The 22,782-nt window shown below is 33.7% G+C and carries 17 protein-coding genes; 8 read left to right on the forward strand and 9 right to left on the reverse strand.

What is annotated here, in order from left to right:
- Nucleotides 1-189 precede the first annotated feature (189 nt).
- Together secDF and DCO46_RS11880 are read left to right on the forward strand one after the other, a co-directional pair.
- Nucleotides 190-3,177 (forward strand): protein translocase subunit SecDF, encoded by a 2,988-nt coding sequence (gene secDF, locus DCO46_RS11875; RefSeq protein ID WP_116752747.1) that lies wholly within the window; start codon nucleotides 190-192, stop codon nucleotides 3,175-3,177.
- 86 nt (nucleotides 3,178-3,263) lie between these two features.
- Nucleotides 3,264-3,875 carry an acyloxyacyl hydrolase gene (locus tag DCO46_RS11880; RefSeq protein ID WP_116752748.1) on the forward strand — a complete coding sequence of 204 codons (612 nt, stop codon included), beginning with the start codon at nucleotides 3,264-3,266 and terminating at the stop codon, nucleotides 3,873-3,875.
- Nucleotides 3,876-3,930: 55 nt separating this feature from the next.
- Here DCO46_RS11880 and lgt read toward each other — a convergent pair whose 3' ends face one another.
- The 6 genes from lgt to DCO46_RS11910 all read right to left on the reverse strand — a co-directional run bounded on the left by lgt (nucleotide 3,931) and on the right by DCO46_RS11910 (nucleotide 9,225).
- Nucleotides 3,931-4,863: a prolipoprotein diacylglyceryl transferase gene (lgt, locus tag DCO46_RS11885; protein WP_116752749.1), complete on the reverse strand. Its 933-nt coding sequence runs from the start codon at nucleotides 4,861-4,863 to the stop codon at nucleotides 3,931-3,933.
- Between the two features lie 63 nt (nucleotides 4,864-4,926).
- Nucleotides 4,927-5,166: a membrane protein insertion efficiency factor YidD gene (yidD, locus tag DCO46_RS11890; protein WP_116752750.1), complete on the reverse strand. Its 240-nt coding sequence runs from the start codon at nucleotides 5,164-5,166 to the stop codon at nucleotides 4,927-4,929.
- Nucleotides 5,167-5,190: 24 nt separating this feature from the next.
- Nucleotides 5,191-6,669, reverse strand: a complete 1,479-nt coding sequence (gene cysS / locus DCO46_RS11895) for a cysteine--tRNA ligase (protein WP_116752751.1) — start codon at nucleotides 6,667-6,669, stop codon at nucleotides 5,191-5,193.
- Nucleotides 6,670-6,724: 55 nt separating this feature from the next.
- Nucleotides 6,725-7,114, reverse strand: a complete 390-nt coding sequence (locus DCO46_RS11900) for a four helix bundle protein (RefSeq protein WP_116752752.1) — start codon at nucleotides 7,112-7,114, stop codon at nucleotides 6,725-6,727.
- Nucleotides 7,115-7,148: 34 nt separating this feature from the next.
- The gene (gene folE, locus DCO46_RS11905) at nucleotides 7,149-7,820 is read right to left on the reverse strand and encodes a GTP cyclohydrolase I FolE (protein ID WP_116752753.1); all 672 of its coding nucleotides are present in this window, start codon (nucleotides 7,818-7,820) and stop codon (nucleotides 7,149-7,151) included.
- Between the two features lie 205 nt (nucleotides 7,821-8,025).
- On the reverse strand, nucleotides 8,026-9,225 hold the full coding sequence (locus DCO46_RS11910) for a pyridoxal phosphate-dependent aminotransferase (RefSeq protein WP_116752754.1): 1,200 nt from the start codon (nucleotides 9,223-9,225) through the stop codon (nucleotides 8,026-8,028).
- Between the two features lie 122 nt (nucleotides 9,226-9,347).
- On the opposite strand from DCO46_RS11910, the gene DCO46_RS11915 reads away from it, so the two are divergent.
- The 5 genes from DCO46_RS11915 to DCO46_RS11935 all read left to right on the forward strand — a co-directional run bounded on the left by DCO46_RS11915 (nucleotide 9,348) and on the right by DCO46_RS11935 (nucleotide 17,122).
- The gene (locus tag DCO46_RS11915; protein WP_116752755.1) at nucleotides 9,348-10,673 is read left to right on the forward strand and encodes a PDZ domain-containing protein; all 1,326 of its coding nucleotides are present in this window, start codon (nucleotides 9,348-9,350) and stop codon (nucleotides 10,671-10,673) included.
- A gap of 112 nt (nucleotides 10,674-10,785) precedes the next feature.
- Entirely contained in the window at nucleotides 10,786-13,419 is a 2,634-nt protein-coding gene (locus DCO46_RS11920; protein ID WP_116752756.1) for a gliding motility-associated C-terminal domain-containing protein, read from the forward strand.
- A gap of 32 nt (nucleotides 13,420-13,451) precedes the next feature.
- Complete coding sequence (locus DCO46_RS11925) at nucleotides 13,452-14,387, forward strand: type IX secretion system membrane protein PorP/SprF (protein ID WP_116752757.1); 936 nt, start codon at nucleotides 13,452-13,454, stop codon at nucleotides 14,385-14,387.
- A gap of 10 nt (nucleotides 14,388-14,397) precedes the next feature.
- On the forward strand, nucleotides 14,398-16,527 hold the full coding sequence (locus DCO46_RS11930) for an OmpA family protein (protein WP_116752763.1): 2,130 nt from the start codon (nucleotides 14,398-14,400) through the stop codon (nucleotides 16,525-16,527).
- 112 nt (nucleotides 16,528-16,639) lie between these two features.
- Entirely contained in the window at nucleotides 16,640-17,122 is a 483-nt protein-coding gene (locus DCO46_RS11935) for a hypothetical protein (RefSeq protein ID WP_116752758.1), read from the forward strand.
- Nucleotides 17,123-17,225: 103 nt separating this feature from the next.
- On the opposite strand, the gene DCO46_RS11940 is transcribed toward DCO46_RS11935, so the two are convergent.
- Entirely contained in the window at nucleotides 17,226-17,606 is a 381-nt protein-coding gene (locus DCO46_RS11940) for a DUF1573 domain-containing protein (protein WP_116752759.1), read from the reverse strand.
- A gap of 222 nt (nucleotides 17,607-17,828) precedes the next feature.
- On the opposite strand from DCO46_RS11940, the gene DCO46_RS11945 reads away from it, so the two are divergent.
- Nucleotides 17,829-20,462, forward strand: coding sequence for a valine--tRNA ligase (locus tag DCO46_RS11945; RefSeq protein WP_116752760.1), 2,634 nt, complete (start codon nucleotides 17,829-17,831; stop codon nucleotides 20,460-20,462).
- Nucleotides 20,463-20,655: 193 nt separating this feature from the next.
- Here DCO46_RS11945 and DCO46_RS11950 read toward each other — a convergent pair whose 3' ends face one another.
- Entirely contained in the window at nucleotides 20,656-21,279 is a 624-nt protein-coding gene (locus tag DCO46_RS11950; protein WP_116752761.1) for a hypothetical protein, read from the reverse strand.
- Nucleotides 21,280-21,346: 67 nt separating this feature from the next.
- Complete coding sequence (locus tag DCO46_RS11955; RefSeq protein ID WP_116752762.1) at nucleotides 21,347-22,660, reverse strand: APC family permease; 1,314 nt, start codon at nucleotides 22,658-22,660, stop codon at nucleotides 21,347-21,349.
- Between the last annotated feature and the right edge of the window lie 122 nt (nucleotides 22,661-22,782).

Below are 22,782 nucleotides of genomic sequence, written 5' to 3' on the forward strand. Positions count from 1 at the left end.
GTCTTTTTTTTGAGATTTAATTAATAAATAAATTGGTTAATCTTTTCGTAAATTATATATTTGCTCGGTTTAAAAAAAATGTTGTAATTCGTGATCTAGTTTTTTTGTTTTAAAAAAATCTGTCAGGGCTTATTTTATGGCACTTTAAAGCAAAAACAAACAATAAAACATAATTAATTTTTAGTAATAATGCAGAATAAAGGACTTATTAAATTTTTCGCAATTCTATTTGCATTGGTAAGTATTTACCAACTTTCGTTCACTTACCTGGCAAGCAATGTCAAAAGTGAGGCTAAAGCTTTCGCAGGAGATAATCCTGACAAAGAGCTAAAATATTTGGATTCTATTGGTAAAGAAAAAGTACTGGATCTTGGTTTTACGGATTTTACTTACAATGAAGTAAAAAACAAACAAATCAATAAAGGTCTTGACTTAGAAGGAGGAATCAACGTTATTCTTCAAATTTCTATCAAAGACGTTTTAAAAGGATTGGCAAACAATTCTAAAAACCCTGTATTTAATAAGTCTTTAGCTGATGCGACTGCAAATTTAGAAGGGAATAAATCTTATTTAGATAAGTTTTTTGAAGCTTTTGATGCCAATTCAAACGGAACAACAACATTAGCATCTCCTGAGATTTTCGCTAACAGAAACTTACAGGGTGAAGGCGGAATTGCTTTTGAAATGACTAATGCGCAAGCGCAAAAAGTTATTAGAAAGAAAGTTGATGAGTCTATCGAAAGTGCTTACAAAGTATTGAGAGAGCGTATTGACAAATTCGGTGTAACTCAGCCAAATATCCAAAAATTAGGTTCTACAGGAAGAATCTTAGTAGAGCTTCCAGGTGCAAAAGATGTTGACAGAATCAAGAAATTATTAGGTGGAAAAGCACAATTAGAGTTCTGGGAAACTTATAAAATTGAAGAAATCGGAAACTTTTTAGTAACGGCTAACGAAGCTTTAAAGAAAACTGAAATCAAAAGAACAGAAACTAAAACAGTTGCTAAAGATTCATTGAATGCTTTATTAACTGATGCAAAAGATTCTACTGAAGCTAAAAAAGGAAATAATCCATTGTTTGACAAAATTGTTATGCAGGGTGGCGGACCGATTTTAGGTTATTTTGCTCCAAAAGATACTGCTACTATCAATTCTTATCTTAAGAGACCGGAAATCAGAATTTTATTGGGTGCTGATCAGCACTACGCAAAATTTGTATGGAGTAAACCAACTACTATTCCGGGAGCTACTACAAAAGATCCAAAAGCAAAAGATATTGAAGTAGTTGAATTATATGCTTTAAAAGGAAACAGAGACAACATTCCGGCAATGAACGGTGGTCTTGTAACTGATGCAAAAGATACTTTTGACCAAATGGGTAAACCAGCTGTTTCTATGCAAATGAACAGTCAGGGAGCTAAAGTTTGGGAAGAATTAACAGGAAGAGCTTATTCTCAAAAAAGCTACATTGCTATTGTTTTAGATGATATCGTTTATTCTGCACCAGGTGTTACAAGCGGACCAATCGCTGGAGGAAGATCTGAAATTACAGGTTCTTTTGATGTAGCTGAAACTAAAGATTTAGCAAACGTATTAAACGCAGGTAAATTACCGGCTTCTGCAGATATTATCCAGTCAACTGTTGTAGGACCATCTTTAGGTCAGGCTGCAATTGACGCAGGAACAATCTCTTCTGTATTAGGATTTTTATTAGTTTGTTTATGGATGGTATTTTATTATGGTAAAGCAGGTTGGTATGCTAATCTTGCCTTATTATTAAACTTACTTTTCTTATTCGGAATTATGGCAAGTTTTGGTTTTGTACTTACATTACCAGGTATTGCAGGTATCGTATTAACATTAGGTACAGCGGTAGATGCCAACATTATTATATTTGAAAGAGCTAAAGAGGAATTACGTGAAGGTAAATCATTAGCTGAAGCGGTTGCTGCATCTTACGGATGGCATGGTGCAATGCGTTCAATTATTGATGCAAACGTTACTCACGTTTTAACTGGAGCAATCTTGTTTATTTTTGGAACAGGACCAATTAAAGGATTCGCATTAACATTACTTATTGGTATTATAACGTCTATGTTTACTTCTATCTTTATAGCTAGAATCTTTATTGACAGAAACATTGCCGGAAAAGGAGATTTAACTTTCTCTACAAATATTACTAAAAACTGGTTTACTAATTTCCACTTTGATTTTATCAAAATCAAAAAATTCACTTATATCTTCTCTTCAATTGTTGTAGTTGTGAGTTTAACTTCTATTTTCTTTATTAACGGATTAGATGAAGGTGTTGATTTTGTTGGAGGAAGAACTTTCCAGGTTAAATTTGAAAAACCGGTTGATGCAACTGTAATTTCAGATGAATTATCTGCTGCTTTCGGGACTCCGGTAGAAGCTAAAATTCTAGGTGATGATGACCAGTTAAAAATTACAACTAAATACAAAATCCAGGAAGATGGAGTAGCGGTTGATGAAGAGGTGAATCAAAAATTATACAAAGCATTAGCTAAGTATTATCCAAACACTTCTTATGATAAGTTTACTAATACTTACGATGGTAAAACTGTTGGAGTATTACAAGCTTCTAAAGTAGGAGCGTCTATTTCTGAGGATATCAAAACAAACTCATACTGGGCAGTTTTAGGTGCTATGGCAGCTATCTTCTTATACTTAATGGTATCTTTCCGTAAATGGCAATATTCATTAGGTGCGATTGCAGCTGTTGCACATGACGTTATCTTCGTATTAGGAATTTACTCTTTATGTTATAAATTCATGCCTTTCCACATGGAAATGGATCAGCACTTTATTGCTGCAATCCTTACCGTTATTGGATATTCAATGAATGATACTGTAATTGTATTTGACAGAATCAGAGAGTTTATCATCGGAAACCGTAAAGGATCTTTTGAAGATATCGTAAATGCTTCTATTAATACTACATTATCAAGAACATTAAATACATCATTAATGATGATCATTGTATTATTAACAATGTTTATTTTTGGTGGGGAATCTATCAGAGGATTTATCTTCGCTATGTTGGTAGGTATTGTTGTAGGTACTTATTCTTCATTATTTATTGCTACACCAGTATTGGTTGATACAATTTCTAGTGATGATAAACATACAATTGAAGACAAACATAATAAGGCATAATTTAAACCTTATAGTTTATATATCAAAAAGATCCAGTGAAAGCTGGATCTTTTTTTATGCTTATATTTAACTTATAAAAAGTGTGTATGAGGAGATTTTTGCTGTTAACTTTATTCTCTTTTCTGTTTCTTACTAAGATGTATGGACAACATGCAGATAAGTTCGCAATTGGGTTTAATTATGGGTTTGGAAATGAATTTAAAAACAAGGATTATATTTTTGATAATCATTTTTATAAACTTCAGGTCTATTATAACTTAAAAGAAAATAAAAATATTCAGTATCAAATCCTTTTACAGCCTGAAATTAATTTTGCCAGACACAAATTGTTGAATTTGTATTTTGTGAAACCGGAAACTGCTGATTTTGAAGAAAAGAGAATAACGTATACACAATTAAAAAAGATTCATGAATACGTATTGAATGTTGGTTTTTTGGTAAGGAAGCCTATAAATGAGAAATTCTCAGTTTATGCTTTGGGAAGTATCGGCCCGATGATTACAGAGACGGAAACGGAACGAATGTCTGAGGGGTTTGCTTTTGCAGATGTTTTAGCAATTGGTCTTTGTGTAAAAGTTCAAAGATTTCAGTTTGATGTACGTCCAGGCGTGAGACACGTGTCAAATGCAGGATTAGGGGACTCTAATTCAGGATATAATACTAAGAATATTGAGTTTGGAATTTCTTATTGTCTATAAAAAAACGCCCGGTATTTCAAATTACCGGGCGTTTTAATTTTTTTATATTGCTGTTTTATGAAGCTGCCAAAGGATTTCTTTTGGCTCTGATAATGAAAAAAGCACCAATAATTATAAAAGGTATACTTAACCATTGACCAGTAGAGAATAAGCCTAATTCGCTTTCTATACCACCCTGGCTTTCTTTTACGAACTCTACTATAAATCGTACTACGAATAACAATACAAGGAATAATCCAAATAAATAACCGGATCTTAGTCTTGCATTTGTTTTCCAGTACAAAAAGAATAAGATTGCAAATACAAAAATATAACTGAAACCTTCGTACAATTGAGTCGGATGCTTCGCAGGAACTGTAGCTAATAAATCGGCAAATTTCGGATCTGTTACAATTGCATTATAAGCATCTTTTGGATTTGGAATATTAGTAGCATTTACTGCTTCGGCTTTGCTGAATTTATCATGAAGAAAGCGAATTCCAAATGCTGAAGTAGTTTCGTGACCAATAATTTCTGAGTTAAAAAAGTTTCCTAAACGCACAAAAATAGCACCACTGGCAACAGGAATAACGACTCTGTCCAAAATCCATAATAACGGACGTTTTAAGATCATTTTACTGTAGTAATACATTGCGATAATTATAGCAATCGCAGCTCCATGACTTGCTAATCCCTGAAATCCTGTGAATTCGAACTTTGGCTCGAATTTAAAAGGTAAGAATATTTCAAGTAAATGGTTTCTAAAGTATTCCCAGTCATAAAATAAAACATGCCCCAAACGCGCACCTATTAAAGTTGCTAAAACAGTCCATACAAATAAGGAATCTAATTTATCCAAAGGTTCATTTTCGCGTTCGAAAATCTTTTTCATTAAGAACCATCCCAGTCCAAAAGCGATTACGAACATTAAACTGTAGTAGCGAATCATAAAAAATCCTAAATCAATCCCTTCAGAAGGATTCCAAATGATATTTAAGGCGTGTGTCATATGTTAATTTTTTTGTTTGTTGTAAAAATATATATTTAAAACAGAGTAAATCTTTATTTAAAGTTAATGTTTATGCGAACATTTCTTTTCCGGAACCGGATCGTAACCGGTTCTTCCCCACGGATGGCAACTCAGGATTCTTTTTATTCCTAAATAACCTCCATAAAATAATCCGTGCATTTGTAACGCCTGAATCATATAGCTCGAACACGTGGGTTCAAACCTGCAGCTCGCCGGTGTAAAAGGTGAAATTGCAGTCTGGTAAAAGCGCACTAATAAAACAAATGGAGTGATTAATTTCATGGTTTATTAGAATTGACTGATTTATTATATAGAAAAACTGGTTCCTTCTTTTCCGTCTTTTAATTGAATTCCCAAAGCAATTAACTGGTCACGAATCTGGTCTGAAAGTGCGAAGTTTTTATCGGCTCTTGCCTGATTTCTCATTCCGATAAGCATATTAACAACACCTTCAAGTTTATCATTATTGCTGTCGGCTGCTTTGTCATCACTTAAACCTAAGACATCAAAAACAAAAGCATTGAGAGCAGCTGTAAATGTTTTTAGATCCTCGGCAGAAATAGTTTCCTTTCCTTCTTTCAATAAATTAATATAACGAACAGCTTCAAATAACTGCGCAATCAAGATTGGCGTATTAAAGTCGTCGTTCATTGCATCATAGCACAACTGTTTCCATGATGCGATATCAATAGAGCTTGTTGCGCCTGCAGAAATTGTTGGTAAAGCATCAACGGCTTCCATTAATCTTTTATATCCTTTTTCGGCAGCGACAATCGCATCATCAGAAAAGTCTAAAATACTTCTGTAATGTGCCTGTAACATAAAAAAACGAGTGACAGAAGCAGAAAAAGCTTTGCTTAATATATTATTGTCTCCGCTTAAAATTTCACCTGGTAAAATATTATTTCCGGTTGATTTTGCCATTTTCTTACCGTTTAAAGTAAGCATATTCGCATGCATCCAGTAATTTACCGGCGACTGACCTGTACAGGCTTCGTTTTGTGCTATTTCACATTCATGGTGAGGGAATTTCAAATCCATTCCACCTCCGTGAATATCAAAATGATTTCCAAGATATTTGGTACTCATTGCAGTACATTCAAGATGCCAGCCAGGAAAACCATCACTCCATGGTGAAGGCCATCTCATAATATGTTCCGGCTCTGCTTTTTTCCAAAGAGCAAAATCCTGAGGGTTTCTTTTATCCGATTGGCCATCAAGATCACGGGTGTTGGCAAGCATATCTTCTATATTTCTGCCGCTTAAAATTCCGTAATTGTTGGTTTCGTTATATTTTACAACATCAAAATAAACCGACCCGTTGGCTTCATAACCAATTCCGGTATCAATAATTTTTTTGATGATTTCAATTTGTTCAATAATATGCCCTGTAGCGGTTGGCTCAATACTTGGCGGAAGAAAATTAAATGATTTTAGAATATCATGAAAATCTACCGTATAACGCTGTACCACCTCCATAGGCTCTAACTGCTCTAAACGCGCTTTTTTGGCAATTTTATCCTCACCTTCATCAACATCGTCAACAATATGGCCTACGTCAGTAATATTTCTAACATAACGCACTTTGTAATCTAAATGGAGGAAATACCTAAAAATAACGTCAAAGGACATAAACGTCCTCACGTTTCCTAAATGTACATTACTATAAACTGTAGGACCGCATACATACATTCCAACATTTCCTTCATGAATAGGGTTGAAATTTTCTTTTTCACCCGAAAGTGAGTTGTATATTTTTAGCGATTGTGAGTTGTATAAAGGCATATTTTTTTGCTGTTTATGTTTGTGGTTTATTGTTTTTGGTTTGCTGTTGAAAATCTTACTTGAATTTAAGGCCTTTAATTTCGCATTTATTTAAATAGTTCATCATCGCACCAATTTTATTCTTAACCAACTCCACCATTTCATTTAAGTTTAAATGTTGTTCTTCAGTAATCAATTTTTTGTCAAAAGCTCTGTAAGACTGTGATTTTACTTCTCCTGCTGAGCCTTTTGCTATACTCAGAAATTGAATAAATTCTCTATTGCCATTTCGTTCAAAGCCTTCAGCAATATTATCCATAATTGAGCCAGAACTTCTATCAATTTGATCTTTTAAAGAATAGTTTGTTTTTAAGTTTGTATTTTGAATTAGAAATTCAATTTTTTGACAGATTTCTCTAGCTAGTCTCCAAATTTCTAAATCTTCGAATTTTTCTATTTTCGCCATTACAACAAACTATAAACTAAAAACAATAAACTTTTTAGAACTGAGTATCAAGTTTGATGTAATCAAGAAATTCTCTCTTAGTCTGAGGATCTTTAAATTTTCCTCCGAATTCAGACGTTACAGTGCTGCTTTCGATGTCTTTGATTCCTCTTGAGTTAACACAAAGATGTTTTGCGTCAATAACGCAGGCAACATCTTCAGTACCCAAAGCTTTTTGAAGTTCCTGAACAATCTGCATTGTTAAACGCTCCTGAACCTGAGGTCTTTTTGCGTAGTATTCCACAATTCGGTTCATTTTGGATAAACCAATAACTCTTCCGCTTGAAATATAAGCTACGTGAGCGCGTCCGATAATTGGTAGTAAATGATGTTCGCAGGTAGAATAGACTGTAATGTTTTTTTCAACCAACATTTCGCCGTATTTGTAATTATTGTCAAAAGTTGAAGCTTTTGGCTGTTTTGAAGGATTCAGACCACCAAAAATTTCCTTTACAAACATTTTTGCAACTCGGTTTGGAGTACCTTTTATACTGTCATCTGTCAAATCCATTCCAAGAGTTTGGAGAATGTTTTCGACATCTTTTTTTATTTTTTCTATTTTTTCTTCGTCGCTTAAGTCAAAAGCATCCTTTCTTAAAGGGTTTTGTGCATTACTGCTGAAGTGATTGTCACCTATTTCGTCTAAAAAATCTTCGTTATTTATCATTAAAAACTACAATTATAATGGGTATATCTTTTTAAGGAGGTAAAGATAATTAATAAAAAGGAAAACTTTTCTATCGTCTTTACTATTTAGTGGTTACTTTTTGGTAATAGTACAAATTAAAACCCAAACGGTATTTTTAAAAGAAAAAAGACAATAACCGCAATTGGCTATTGTCTTTTACAATTTATGTTTTTTTGTTTGATTGTTATTTTCGGCTGTTATAGACTAAAAGTGCTTCCTTCAGTATATTAACTGCTGTTGTCAGGTCTTTTTTGTTTAAAACATATGCAATTCTTACCTGATTTAACCCCATTCCCGGAGTAGAATAAAAACCTTTGGCCGGAGCGATCATTACAGTTTCTCCGTTTAGGTCGTATTTTTCTAAAAGCCACTGAGCAAAATCATCAGAATCTTCTATTGGCAATTGTGCTATACAATAAAAAGCCCCTTTTGGTTTGGTTACAATAACACCTTCGATTTTATTTAATTCAGTGATCAAAGTATCACGTCTGCTTTTGTATTCAGAAATTACTTCATCAAAATAGCTTTGTGGAGTGTCAATAGCAGCTTCGCAGGCAATTTGTTCTATTGTAGGCGGACTTAAACGTGCCTGTGCAAACTTCATTACCGTTGCAAGTACGTTTTTATTTTTGGTAACCAGACAGCCAATTCTTGCACCGCACATACTGTAACGCTTAGAAACAGAATCGACCATAATAACATTTTGCTGTACGTCTTCTAAATTCATTACAGAAAAATGAACATCATCTCCGTCATACAAAAATTCACGATAAACTTCGTCAGCGATTAAATACAGGTCGTGCTTTTTGATCAGACCTGCTAATTGCTTAATTTCTGCTTCTGTGTATAGATAACCCGTTGGATTTCCAGGATTACAAATTAAAATGGCTTTGGTTTTTGGAGTAATCAGTTTTTCAACTTCGTCAATACCCGGCAAAGCAAATCCGCTATCTATTGTAGATATTACGGGAATTACTGTGGCACTTGTTGATGAAGCAAACGCATGATAATTAGCATAAAAAGGCTCCGGAATAATAATTTCGTCTCCCGGGTCTGTTATCGTGGCCAGTGCAAATAATAAAGCTTCAGAACCACCGGTAGTTACGATGATATCTTCTGAGTTAACATTTACATTTTGGCGTTGGTAAAAATGAGCTAATTTTTTTCTATAACTTTCATATCCGGCTGACGGACTGTATTCTATAATACTTAAATCAATATTTTTTACCGCCTCGATGGCCACTTCGGGTGTCTTGATATCCGGTTGACCAATGTTTAAATGATACACTTTATGTCCTTTTTGTTTTGCAAGATCTGCATAAGGAGCAAGTTTACGTATCGGTGATTCGGGCATGTTTCTGCCTTTGTGTGATATTGTTGGCATGAGCTAAATTATTGAAGTGCAAATTTGCATTTTTTTTTCGAATATAACATGCAGAATACTAGTAGTTATGAAAATGTAACAATTATCAATATTTTTATTAATTTTATATTAAAAAATTATCAATGAAAAAATATATTGTGTTGTTTTTTGGGGTTTTAACACCTTTTTTTCTAAATGCTCAAAGTGATTTTTTGATTGAAAAAGGACATTCAAAGGTTACTATTCCTTTTAAATTGATAAACAACCTTATTTTTATTCCAATAAAAGTAAATGGTATAGAACTAAATTTCCTTTTGGATTCCGGTGTAGAGGAAACTGTTTTGTTTAGTATGGAAGAAAGACAGGAAGTTAGTTTTAACAATGTAGAAAAAATAAAATTAAGAGGATTAGGAAGTGAAGAAGAGATAGAAGGGTTAAAATCTACAAACAATGTTTTGTCCAGCCATAGTTTTAAATCACAAAATCATTTGTTATATATTATTCTGGATCAAAGTTTTAATTTGTCTTCACATATCGGAATTCCGGTAAACGGAATCATTGGCTATAAGTTCTTTAAAAATAATCTGGTCGAAGTCAATTATCAAAAAAAGAAAATTACGATACATCTGAATAATGAAGAAGTCAGAAAAAAACTGGACAAAAAGTTCAAGTCCATTCCCATTACTATAGAAAAATCAAAACCATATATTGAAGCCGTAGCTGTTGTCAATTCAGAAGATATACCTGCCAAATTGCTTATAGATATTGGAAACAGTGATTCTTTTTGGGTTTTTGAAAATAATAAGATTAAATTACCTAAAAAGAATTTTCCTGATTTTTTAGGAAAAGGCTTTAGTGGTGATATTGAAGGACATCGTGCCAAAATAGAAAAATTTTCTCTGGCTGATTTTGATTTTAAAAATCCTATTGTATCTTTTCCTGATTCATCATCCATCAAAAATGTAAAAATGGTTCCGGGAAGAATCGGTTCTGTTGGAGGAGAAATTTTGAAACGATTTACCCTGGTTTTAGATTATGCAGGAAGAAAATTATACCTGAAAAAAAACAGTAAATTTTCAGAACCATTTACTTATAACAAGAGTGGGATCACAATTCAGCATAATGGTTTGCAATGGGTTCAGGAAACGGTTCATTTGCAAACAGTACAAGTTGCTTCATCGTTGGGGGAGGCTGAGCAAAATTTAAAAAAAGACGATAATTTCAGGTATAAATTTTCATTAAAACCAGTTTATGAAATAGTAAATATTCGTAAACGTTCTGCTGCAGAGAAATGCGGCTTGCAAAAAGGGGATATTATCGTAAGTATCAATAACAACTTACCTTATAAGTATTCCTTGCAGCAAATAAATGCTCTTCTGAAATCTGAAGAAGATACCTGGATTAATATGGAAGTAGAAAGAAATAGTCTGATTTTGAAATTTAGATTTAAATTGGAGGATGAACTGTAAATAAATTTCTCAGGGTAATTTTTGTTTGAATTTTCTTTAAAATATTGGTTATCTTGCATTTTTGTTTACTTAGCGATATAATTTCACTAATTTTATCCCAAAATAGAAGTTTATGATCAAAAAATACACGTATTTCCTACTAATTTTAATATTTATTTTTTCTTCATTTTTATCTAATGGACTTTATGCACAATGCGCAGGAGATGATGCAGACTTAACCGTATGCGATGTAACAGATCCTGCCAATCAAACGGTAGACTTATTTGCAGCCTTAAACGGAACTCCAACCTCAGGCGGTATATGGACGGACGAGGATGGTTCAGGAGGTTTAAATCTCACAACCGGTATTTTGAATGCACAACTTATTCGTCAGAGCGGTATTTTTCACTACACATACACAGTTACAGGTGTAGCAGGATGTACAGATAATTCTGCTGTTGTAACCGTTATAATAGGAGGATATTCAGGGGTTACTTCTCCGAATGTTTCAGTTTGTAGTGCCGTTAAAAGTTTTAATCTTTTTCAGGCATTCAATGGTGTTTTTCTAAGCCCGCATTCTAATGGAGTATGGCACAATGATACTACAAATCAATATGTACGATCTGTTATAAATGTAGAGGACATAGAAGGTACTTTTCAGTTTACTTATACAATGCCGGCAATAGGCACCTGTCCGGCAATGTCTTCTACAGCAATAATTACCATTTTCAGAGCGCCTGAATCGGGCGATTCTACAGGTTTATTTTTGTGTGCAAGTGATGGTTTATCAGGTTATACTAATTATGATTTGTTTACAGCACTTTCCGGGCAAGATCCCGGAGGTACATGGAGAGACTCTAATGTCATATCTACAAATGAACTGACTACTCCCGGAGATCACTTCATTGATGTAGAAAAAATATATAACAGATTTGGTGAAGGTGATTTTTATTTTACTTATACCGTTCCGTCTACTAATCCTATTTGTCAGGATGCACAAACAACAGTACGAGTTCATCTTGAAGACAAGTTTGATTTTACAGGAGCTACTATGACTGTAAATAGTGATATATGTGAAACTGAAATTTTAACAGCAAATTATTCGGTCAGGGTCAATAAAGGTCCTGCCGCTATTCCAAATGGATCTTATTTTGTTACTCTCAGAGTGTCAGGACCAAGTGGAGTAACTACCGAAAGAATAACGGCAACTTTTAATAATGGCATTATGTCATTTTTTATAAAGTCCGATTATTTTCAGCAGACAGGTATTTTTAATGTAAGTATTACAGGTATAGCTTCTACAAACAGTACAGGTGTATGTGTAAATATTATTAATAATTTGTCAGACGATCTGATTGTTTATGCAATACCAGATCTGGATGGTGCAAAAATTACAGAGTCCCATATTTGCCTCAACAGTGATGCTTTGATACAAATCTCAGATGCGGTAAAAATCACAGATGGAACGTACGATATCAGATATAATCTGTCTGGTGCCAGTAATGTGTTTAATCAAATAGCCACAGTTACATTTACAGGCGGCAAAGGTAGTTTTACGATTCCTGCAGTATTTAATACAGCTACTGGTACTACACAAATTACAATTACAAATATAACGCAAACTGCTTCTCAGTGTACCAATACGGCAAACCTTACTGGGAATTTAATTATCGATCCGTTACCTGATTTGTCAAGTCTAATCATACGGGCCAATGATGTATGCTTCGGAGGTGTTGTCACAGCAGTTGTCTCGGGATTTAGAAATTTAACTGATGTTACCTTGTCTTATACTCTTTCAGGGAGTAATACATCGACAGTACAAGTGCTTCCTCTAACAATAGTAAATGGATCAGTTAGCTTTATAATTCCTTCCGGTTTAATTCCAAATACAGGATCTACAACAATCTCTATTACAAATTTGGTTAATAATACAACCAACTGCGGAATCAATGTCAGCAATATAACAGATGTTTTTTTAATAAATGCTTATCCGGCAGCCCCAGTAGCAAATAATCATGATTTTTGTAAAATTGATCAGGCTACGATTGCCAATCTGATTCCTAACGGAAATCAATACAAATGGTACGATTCTGCTACAGCGACAACGGCTCTGGCAGATACAGATCTTCTGAAATCTCAAAATTACTATGTGAGAGAAACGCTAAGCAATTGTACATCAGAACCAAGTATGATTACGGTTACAATAAATGATGTGCCCGCGCCAGTATTAAATCAGGACGGACAAAACTTTTGCGGCTTAAAGAATCCAACTATTGCAGATTTAACCAATAATACAAATGTACCGGCTACAGTAGTCTGGTACGATGCTCCAAATAACGGAAACTTATTGCCATCGACTACACCATTGATTGATAATGGATTATATTATGGATTTGATCTTTCAGAGACAAATGGTTGTATATCAAATGACCATATTGAAGTAAAGGTCTCATTGCTGGATTGTGATTCCCCGGAGTATTCTTTCTTTATACCTGATGGATTTTCGCCAAACGGAGATGGGGTAAACGATGTTTTTGTTATTCCGGATATCGATTTTTTATATCCTGATTATACCCTTGAAATTTTTAACAGATACGGAAACGGAATGTATAAAGGCCATAAAAATAAACCGGGTTGGGACGGAATAAATTATGAAACTAATGGGATTGCGAGCGGAATAGCACCAAACGGAGTTTACTTTTATATTCTATATTTTAATAAAGATAACAGACCACCTAAACAAGGACGTCTTTATTTAAATAGATAAATTCCCTCCTCATTATTTAATATAATTTTCAGATGAAAAAAATAATACTTTTTATAAGTTTTCTCTTTTATATAACCTCAGTTTCCGCGCAACAAGACCCGGAGTACACACACTATATGTATAATATGAGCGTGGTCAATCCTGCGTATGCAACAGGAACCCCTTCGATGTTAAATCTTGGCGGATTGTACAGAACCCAATGGGTGGGAGCAGTTGGAGCACCAAAAACGTTTACTTTTTTTGGACACAGCGCTTTGTCTGAAAAAGTTGAAGTGGGTTTGTCATTAATATCCGATGATATTGGTGATGGCGCTAAAAAAGAAAATAACGTATATGCAGATTTTGCTTATGTTTTGGACTTAGGTGGGAAAAATAAACTTTCATTAGGGCTTAAAGCCGGATTTTCATCCATGCAAACCAACTTTAACGGGTTTGTTCTTCAAAGCGGAAATGCAAGTACAGATAAGGCTTTCGCTGAAGATGTAAATGTGACGAAGCCAAATATTGGTGTAGGGGCTTATTATTTTAGGGATAATTTATATGTAGGACTATCAGTTCCCAATTTATTAAAATCAAAACATATTGAAGAAAAATCAGGAATAAACGCTTTTGGTTCAGAAAATATTCACACCTTCCTGACTGCCGGATATGTTTTTGAGGTCAATGACAGGCTAAAACTGAAGCCTGCAGTGATGTCAAAATTTGTAAAAGGCGCACCCGTTTCTGTAGATTTGACCGCCAATGTTTTATATAATGAAAAATTTGAGCTGGGAGCAGCATACAGAATAGATGATTCTGTAAGTGCTCTGGCAAATATCAACATTACTCCATCTCTGAGAGTGGGTTATTCATACGATTACACACTGACAAATTTAGGTCAGTTCAATTCAGGAACACATGAAATTATGTTGTTGTTTGATTTAGATTTATTAGGAAAAGGATATGATAAATCACCAAGATTCTTCTAAAATGAAAAATATGAAAAAACTACTCGTTATTATATTCGTATTTTCAATACAGTTTATAAATGCCCAGGATAAGGATTTGGTCAGAGCAAAACGTTTTTTTGATAAAACATATTATGCCGAATCTATTGTATTGTACACAAAATTAGCAGAAGAAAAACCATCTCAGGAAGTCATTAAAAATCTGGCAGATTCTTATTATTACACTAACAATCAGGTCAAAGCTCAACAATATTACAGACTTTTATTTCAGACCTATAATCAGGATTTAGAAAAGGGATATTATTTCAGATATGCCCAAACCTTAAAAGCCACAAATAATTACGATGAAGCGAATGTGATTCTAAAAGAATATTATTCTAAATCGGCAAATCCTGACGATATAACTTATTTTGAAAAAGAATTAAAAGAGCTTGAAAATGTTTCTGCCATTGGCAATAGATTTGAAATTAAAAATCTGGCGGTTAATACTCCAAACTCTGAGTTTGGAGCTGTTAAATACAATGATAATTTAGTTTTTGCAGCAGTAAAATTAAAACCCGGCCTATTTGATAAAAAATTCAAATGGGATAATGAAACGTATTTGAATCTGGTTAAAGTGCCCATAAAAAATACCAATTCTGCGGATTCTCTGGTGCAGTATTTTGCCAGCGAATTAAAAACCGGAATGCACGAATCTAATGCTGTTTTTACAAAAGACGGCAAAACAATTTACTTTACACGTAATAATTCCAAAAACGGGAAGAAAAGAAAAAACGATCAGAAAGTTTCAAATCTTCAGATTTTCAAAGCCGAATTAGTAAACGGAAAATGGACAAATGTAACATCGCTTCCGTTTAATAGCCCAAATTATTCTACTGAACATCCCGCTTTGAGTCCGGATGAAAAAATACTGTACTTTTCTTCTGATATGCCGGGATCAATTGGTTCGTTTGATATTTATTCGGTAAATGTAAATAAAGGAGCATTTGATACCCCAAAAAATTTAGGACCAGTGATTAATACCGATAAAAGGGAACAATTTCCTTTTGTTGCAGCAGATAATAAACTCTATTTTTCTTCGGACGGACATCTGGGATACGGATCTCTTGATGTATTTGTTTCTGAAATAAACGAAAATGAATATGCTAAACCAGTAAATGTGGGATTGCCGCTAAATTCAAATTTAGATGATTTCTCATTTAATATAGATTCAGAGACTAAAGAAGGTTATTTTGCTTCCAACAGAGAAGGAGGAAAAGGCAGCGACGATATTTATCAGTTCAAAGAAACAAAAGAGTTAATAGTAGAAGATTGCAAACAATTTATAGCCGGAACAATTACAGATATTGATACCAGACTGGTTTTAGAAAATGCTACAGTATTATTGCAGGATTCAGATAAAAAGACTTTGAATACAATTGTAACTGCTGCAGATGGTAAATTTAGTTTTACAGTTGACTGCGAAGCTTCTTACACCATTGTTGCGTTTAAAGAAAAATATACAAACGAATCTAAATCATTCACTTTAGATAAAACCAGAAACGTAACAAACGATGGTTCGCTGGCATTAAAATCTTTAGAAGCTATTAAACTGGAAGAAAAGGAAACTGCAGAAAAGAAAAGAAAGCAGGAAATCATTATTGAAGAAGAAAACAAGAAAAAAGAAGAACTGGCTATTATCGAATTAAAACAAAAAGAGAAAAAAGCCAAAGAAGACGAAATTGTTACGGCAGAAATAAAGAAGAAAGAAAAAATAGATCAGATCTTAAAACAGGAAAAAGATGTAGTAAGAGACAAAGATCGTTTGATTATCAAAACAGATCCTATTTATTTTGATTATAATATGTGGTACATCCGAAAAGAATCAAAAGTGGTTTTAGGAAGGGTAGTGGCTTTAATGAATAAATACCCGGGAATGACTATCGAGATCGGATCTCATACTGATACTCGTGGAAATGCAAAATTTAATGAGAACCTGTCTCAGAAAAGAGCCGATTCTACACGAGATTTTATTATTCAGTCCGGTATAGATTCTAAAAGAGTTACTTCAAAAGGTTATGGGGAGTCGATGCCAATTGTAAAATGTAAAACTGACGATTCGTGTACAGAAGAAGAACACGAGCTCAACAGGAGATCGGAGTTTGTGATTAAAAAATTGTAGCATAATTCCGAATCATAAGAAAAAGAAAAGCTTCAAAATAAATGTTTAATTTTGAAGCTTTTCTTTTTTTTTAATTATTTTTATAGAATAACAATGACTTAAAAATTTAATTATGAGAAAACTTGTCTTATCTTCTTTACTATTAACTTGTATTGCATTTCAAAGTTGTAAAAATGAAGAAAAACAAAAAGAAGCAGAAGCGGCAAAAGAAGAAGCCGAAAAAATTGTAAGATCTGAATGTTACAAAGCAATTTATGAAAATGATACAATTGATTTAAAACTAAATACGTTAAAAAACGGAAAATTAGCCGGTGACCTGATTATGAAAGTGGCTCCTTCAACGGTAAGAAAGGGTGAAGTAGCAGGTGAATTTCATGGTGATACATTGTTTATTGATTACCCATCTACAGACGCAGCCACTAAAAATAAAACATTCAAAAACCCTATGGCGCTTTTAAAAAAGGATAAGCAGCTTATTTTAGGAAACGGAACCATGCAGACTACAATGGGAGTTACATATTTAGTCAAAGATAAACCAATTGATTTTGAACGTGTAAAATACAAGTTCGAAAAAACGGAATGCTCTGATAAATAATAAAAAAACAGATAATTAAAACCTCTCAGGTTTAATTTGGAAATTATAAAAAAAAGCCGTTTCGATTAAGAAACGGCTTTACTATTTTTAGATTTTAATTTTTTTAGAAAACTTCACCTTTGATTTTTAAGGCTACACGACCGTCAGGATAATTGACAGCATTGGTTTCAACCGTAATTGTTTTACGAATTGGTCCGGCAGTCATATTGTATTTAACGTCAATTTTCCCTTTTTTTCCGGGCATAATTGCACCACCTGGTTTTGTAACAACGATTGAACTTACAGTAGATTCAGCAGATGTAATTAATAATGGAGCATCTCCGGTGTTTGTAAACTCAAAAGAGCGAACCCCGTTATCACTTTTAGAAATTTTTCCATAATCGATTGTGTTGTCTGGCGCTGTAAATTCAATTTTTGGGCCGTTTTGTGCATAACCGAGTGCGCTAAACAATACGATTACAATAAAAGAGGCAACATTTTTCATTTGAAATTGTTTTTAAGTTGTAAGTAAATATACTTTGTTTTAATTAATACACAAATTATTATTTCTCTTTTTATAGTGTACTTAATTATTTACTTTTGCTGACAATACAAATACAAAAACTGAACCAAAGTATAAAAGTGAAGTTCTTTAGCCATTTTTAAAGCAAAAGGTTAAACGTCCGACAAATAAATAATTTAACAGAAATAACATATCCACGATAAAATGACAATTCCAGCACAATTTGACGCTAAGACGATCGAGAATAAATGGTATGAGTATTGGATGAAAAACAATTATTTTCATTCAGAACCAGATCACAGAACACCTTATACAATTGTAATCCCGCCGCCAAACGTCACTGGAGTCCTTCATATGGGGCATATGCTGAACAATACAATTCAGGATGTTTTAATTCGTAGAGCACGTCTTAAAGGATTCAATGCCTGCTGGGTACCGGGAACGGATCACGCTTCTATTGCTACAGAAGCAAAAGTTGTGGCTAAATTAAAAGCAGAGGGAATCAACAAAAATGATTTAACACGTGAAGAATTTTTGGCCCATGCCTGGGAATGGACTGATAAATATGGCGGGGTAATCTTAGATCAGCTTAAAAAACTGGGAGCTTCCTGCGACTGGGAAAGAACTAAATTTACAATGGATCCTGACATGTCTGCATCTGTAATTAAATCTTTTGTTGACTTATACAATAAAGGATTAATCTACAGGGGCTACCGAATGGTAAACTGGGATCCCGAAGCAAAAACTACTTTATCAGATGAAGAAGTTATTTATGAAGAACAACAAGGGAAATTATTTTTCTTAAAATATAAAATTGAAGGAACTGAGGAATTTTTGACCATTGCCACAACTCGTCCGGAAACTATTTTTGGGGATACGGCAATTTGTATCAATCCGAACGACGAGCGTTTTACACATTTAAAAGGTAAAAAAGCAATCGTTCCTATCTGCGGCAGAGTAATTCCGATTATCGAAGACGAATATGTAGACGTTGAATTCGGAACAGGATGTCTGAAAGTAACTCCTGCACACGACATGAACGATAAAACTTTAGGAGAAAAACACAATCTTGAGATCGTTGATATTTTTAATGAAGATGCGACTTTAAACAGCTTCGGATTGCATTATCAGGGAAAAGACCGTTTTGTTGTTCGTACAGAAATCGCAAAAGAATTAGAAGAAATTGGAGCTTTGGCGAAGACCGAAATCCATTTGAATAAAGTTGGAACTTCTGAAAGAACCAAAGCCGTAATCGAACCAAGATTATCTGATCAGTGGTTTTTGAAAATGGAGGATTTAGTAAAGCCGGCCATTAAATCTGTTTTAGAAACAGGAGAGATCAAATTACATCCAAAACGTTTTGAAAACACGTATGCGCATTGGTTAAATAATATTCGTGACTGGAATATTTCCCGTCAATTATGGTGGGGACAACAAATTCCGGCATATTATTACGGAGACGGAAAAGAAGATTTTGTAGTTGCTGAAAATATCGAAGATGCACTAAAATTAGCACAAGAAGCAACAAACAATAAACAATTAACAACAAACGACCTTAAGCAGGATGTTGACGCCTTAGATACCTGGTTTTCATCATGGCTTTGGCCAATGTCGGTTTTTGGAGGAATAATGGATCCTGAAAGTGCGGATTATAAATATTATTATCCAACAAATGATTTAGTTACCGGTCCGGATATTTTATTCTTCTGGGTGGCCAGAATGATTATAGCAGGTTATGAATATGCAGGTGAAAAACCATTTACAAATGTATATCTGACTGGTTTGGTTCGTGATAAACAACGTCGTAAAATGTCTAAATCATTAGGAAATTCTCCTGATCCTTTAGATTTAATTGACGCTTTTGGTGCAGATGGTGTTCGTGTAGGTTTGCTTTTAAGCGCTTCTGCAGGAAATGATATTATGTTTGATGAAGAATTATGTAATCAGGGAAAAGCGTTTTCAAACAAGATTTGGAATGCTTTCAAATTAATCAAAGGATGGGAAGTTTCAGAAACAATTCCACAGCCAGAATCATCAAAAGTGGCAATCGAATGGTACGAAGCTAAGTTGCAACAGACTTTAGTTGACATTGAAGATAATTTTGAGAAATACAGAATTTCAGATTCTCTTATGGCAATTTATAAATTGGTTTGGGATGATTTCTGTTCATGGTTCTTAGAAATGATCAAGCCGGCTTATCAACAGCCAATTGATAAAGCGACTTTTGATAAAGCAATCGAAATGTTAGAAAGCAACCTGAAGTTATTGCATCCGTTTATGCCTTTCTTAACGGAAGAAATCTGGCAGTTAATTGCTGAAAGAACTCCGGTAGAAGCTTTAATTGTTTCGACCTGGCCGGAATTAAAACCATTTGATGCTAAATTAATTGCTGATTTTGAAAATTCAATTGAAGTAATTTCCGGAATCAGAACCATTCGTAAAGACAAAAATATTCCGTTTAAAGATGCTATCGAATTAAAAGGAATTAACAGTGAAAATGTTTCGACTTATTTCGATTCAATTGTAACAAAATTAGGAAACGTTTCTGCTTTCGAATATGTTTCTGAAAAAGTAGACGGCGCGTTATCTTTCCGTGTAAAATCAAATGAATATTTCATTCCGATTACAGGAAATATCGATGTTGAAGCTGAAATCGCAAAACTGACAGAAGAATTGAATTACACAAAAGGATTCCTGAAATCTGTAGAAGCAAAACTTTCAAACGAGAAATTCGTAAACGGAGCTCCGGAAAAAGTTTTAAACATAGAAAAACAAAAACAAGCAGATGCTTTAGCAAAAATTGCTACAATCGAGCAGAGTTTAGCCGGTTTGAAATAAGAGATTTCTCTGTTAAATTATAAAATTAAAACCCGACAGGATTCAAAATCTGTCGGGTTTTTTGATTTATACGGTACTATTGTCATCCTGACGAAGGAAGGAATGATAAACAATACGTTTTTTTTCTTGTTGAATTAAAAAATGATAAGAAATGTTGTAATGTTTGAAATTCAAGGATTTTAAAACAAAGGTATTATTTCCAAAAAATGTCTTTTATATAAAATACTGTATCTATAAACTGAAGAATACCATTTTCTGTTAAAACGTTTTCATCATGCAGATCTTCAAGAATAATTCCTAGCTCAGGATTGTAATAGTCATTATTTTTGGTGTTTAAAAATCCATTAGCAATCATGAAGTTCTTAACTGATTCTAAATCAGTTTTTTGAGTTGCTTTTACATATGGCTGTTCAACAACTGCAAATAAAATATCCTCAGTTTTATAAAATCCGAGTAAGTTGTAAGCAGTGTCGGGAAAAAAATAATTATTTAAAAGTAAGTTGTTAAAATAATCAACCCAGGAACTATAATATATGGAATCATTTAGTTTGATTACCGTTTTTCCATCTTTTAGGTAAACTTTTTGTTCAGCACCTTCAGAAATATAATCATCAAGATTAATGTCAAAAATCCAAAGATTGTTTTTTCTGATAAATCTTTCTAAGGTCTCTGTTTCTTGCTTTTTGAAATGCTTGAATTCTTTAGCCATTTCACTTGTTCTTTGGCTTCGGCTAATGTAACGGGTTGCTGCTTGGATAATTGATCCATGCTTAACTTCGCTCTTTCCTGAAATGATAAGTTGCAATTCATGTTTCATATAATAAAATGTAAAAGTATTATATTTTATTATAATATCAAATGATGCCAGATATTGCAGGTTTTGTTTACTTTCTCTTCCTCAAAGCCAAAAACAACGGATAAGAAACCAAAGTAATCCCGACAATAATGATAAAGCTTTTTGGATCACTGTAAATAAAACCGATCAGTAATGCTATAGAAGCAATAATAGCAATTATCGTACTCCACGGATACCAAAAGGAATGATAAGGTCGTGGTAAATTTGGTTCTTTGGTTCTTAATTTCAGAAGTGAATAATAAGCCAGTCCCCAAACAATAATCGAGATAAAAGCAGCAAAAGAAAAAAGTACTTCGAAAGATCCAATGCAGATTAAAAACAGACTGAAAAGCGATGAAACTAAAAGCGCAACAATTGGAGTTCCGCCTTTATTTACCGTTGTTCCTTTTTCGATAAAAAAACCGTCACGACTTAATCCATAAAGAATTCTTGGCGGAATCATCATAAAAGCATTCAAAATACTGATTAAAGAGAAAATTGAAATTACGGTAACAATAATGGCACCGTTTTCTCCAAAAAGAATCTTCGCAACATCGGCCGCAGCCAGATTCGATTTGGCTAAAGTTTCGATTGGAAGAACATGAAAAAAAGCAATGTTTACCAAAACATAAATCGCTACAACAAGCAAAACACCACTGTATAATGATTTTGGAATGTTTTTGCCAGGATCCTCGTTTTCTTCGGCAAAAAAACAAACACTGTTCCAGCCATTATACGTTCCTATGATAAGCTGTAATGATTTGAAAAAGCCAAAAATAAGTCCGATTTGAAAGATTGAACTATCGGTTTCAATTTTTGGAACCTCAACACCAGAATACATAAAACAAGCGATTACCAAAGCCACAAAACAAATTACTTTTAAGAAACTGGTAATCTGCTGAATCACACTACCGTTTTTTACACCGCTCAAGTGAATAAGTACAAAGGCAATTAATAACGAAATAGATATTACAGTTGAATAGTGGGCAAGTTGTGGAAATAAAATAATAGTGTATTCACTAATCACAATGCAGTAAAATGCAGGCGGAATAGCATTGACAATGTAATCAAACCAACCGGAAAGAAATCCGGCATATTCGCCCAAAGCTCTTTTGATGTAATTATAAGACCCGCCGGCTTTTGGCAGCATTGTGGCAAGTTCAGAATAGGAGTTTGCACCCAGCAAAACGTAAAAACCACCAAAAAGCCAGGAAGCAATAATGAGCCAGTAATTATCAAGCATTTCTGCAATCGTTCCGGGTGTTCGCAAAATACCAACTCCAATGGTTCCGCCAATTAAAACGGCAATATTAAAACTTAAACCTAAACTCTTTTTTAATTGGTTCTTTGTGGAATCTGACATTTTTAAATTTTATTTTTGTGTGGTCTGTGGTGGTAAAAGTAATTATAATAAAAATAGTTTCTTTTTTAAAATCAAAAAAACCTCATCTATTGCTAAATGAGGTTTCGGTGTATTGAAATATT

The organism is Flavobacterium sp. HTF (assembly GCF_003105115.1).
In the GTDB taxonomy this organism is placed as follows: Bacteria; Bacteroidota; Bacteroidia; order Flavobacteriales; family Flavobacteriaceae; genus Flavobacterium.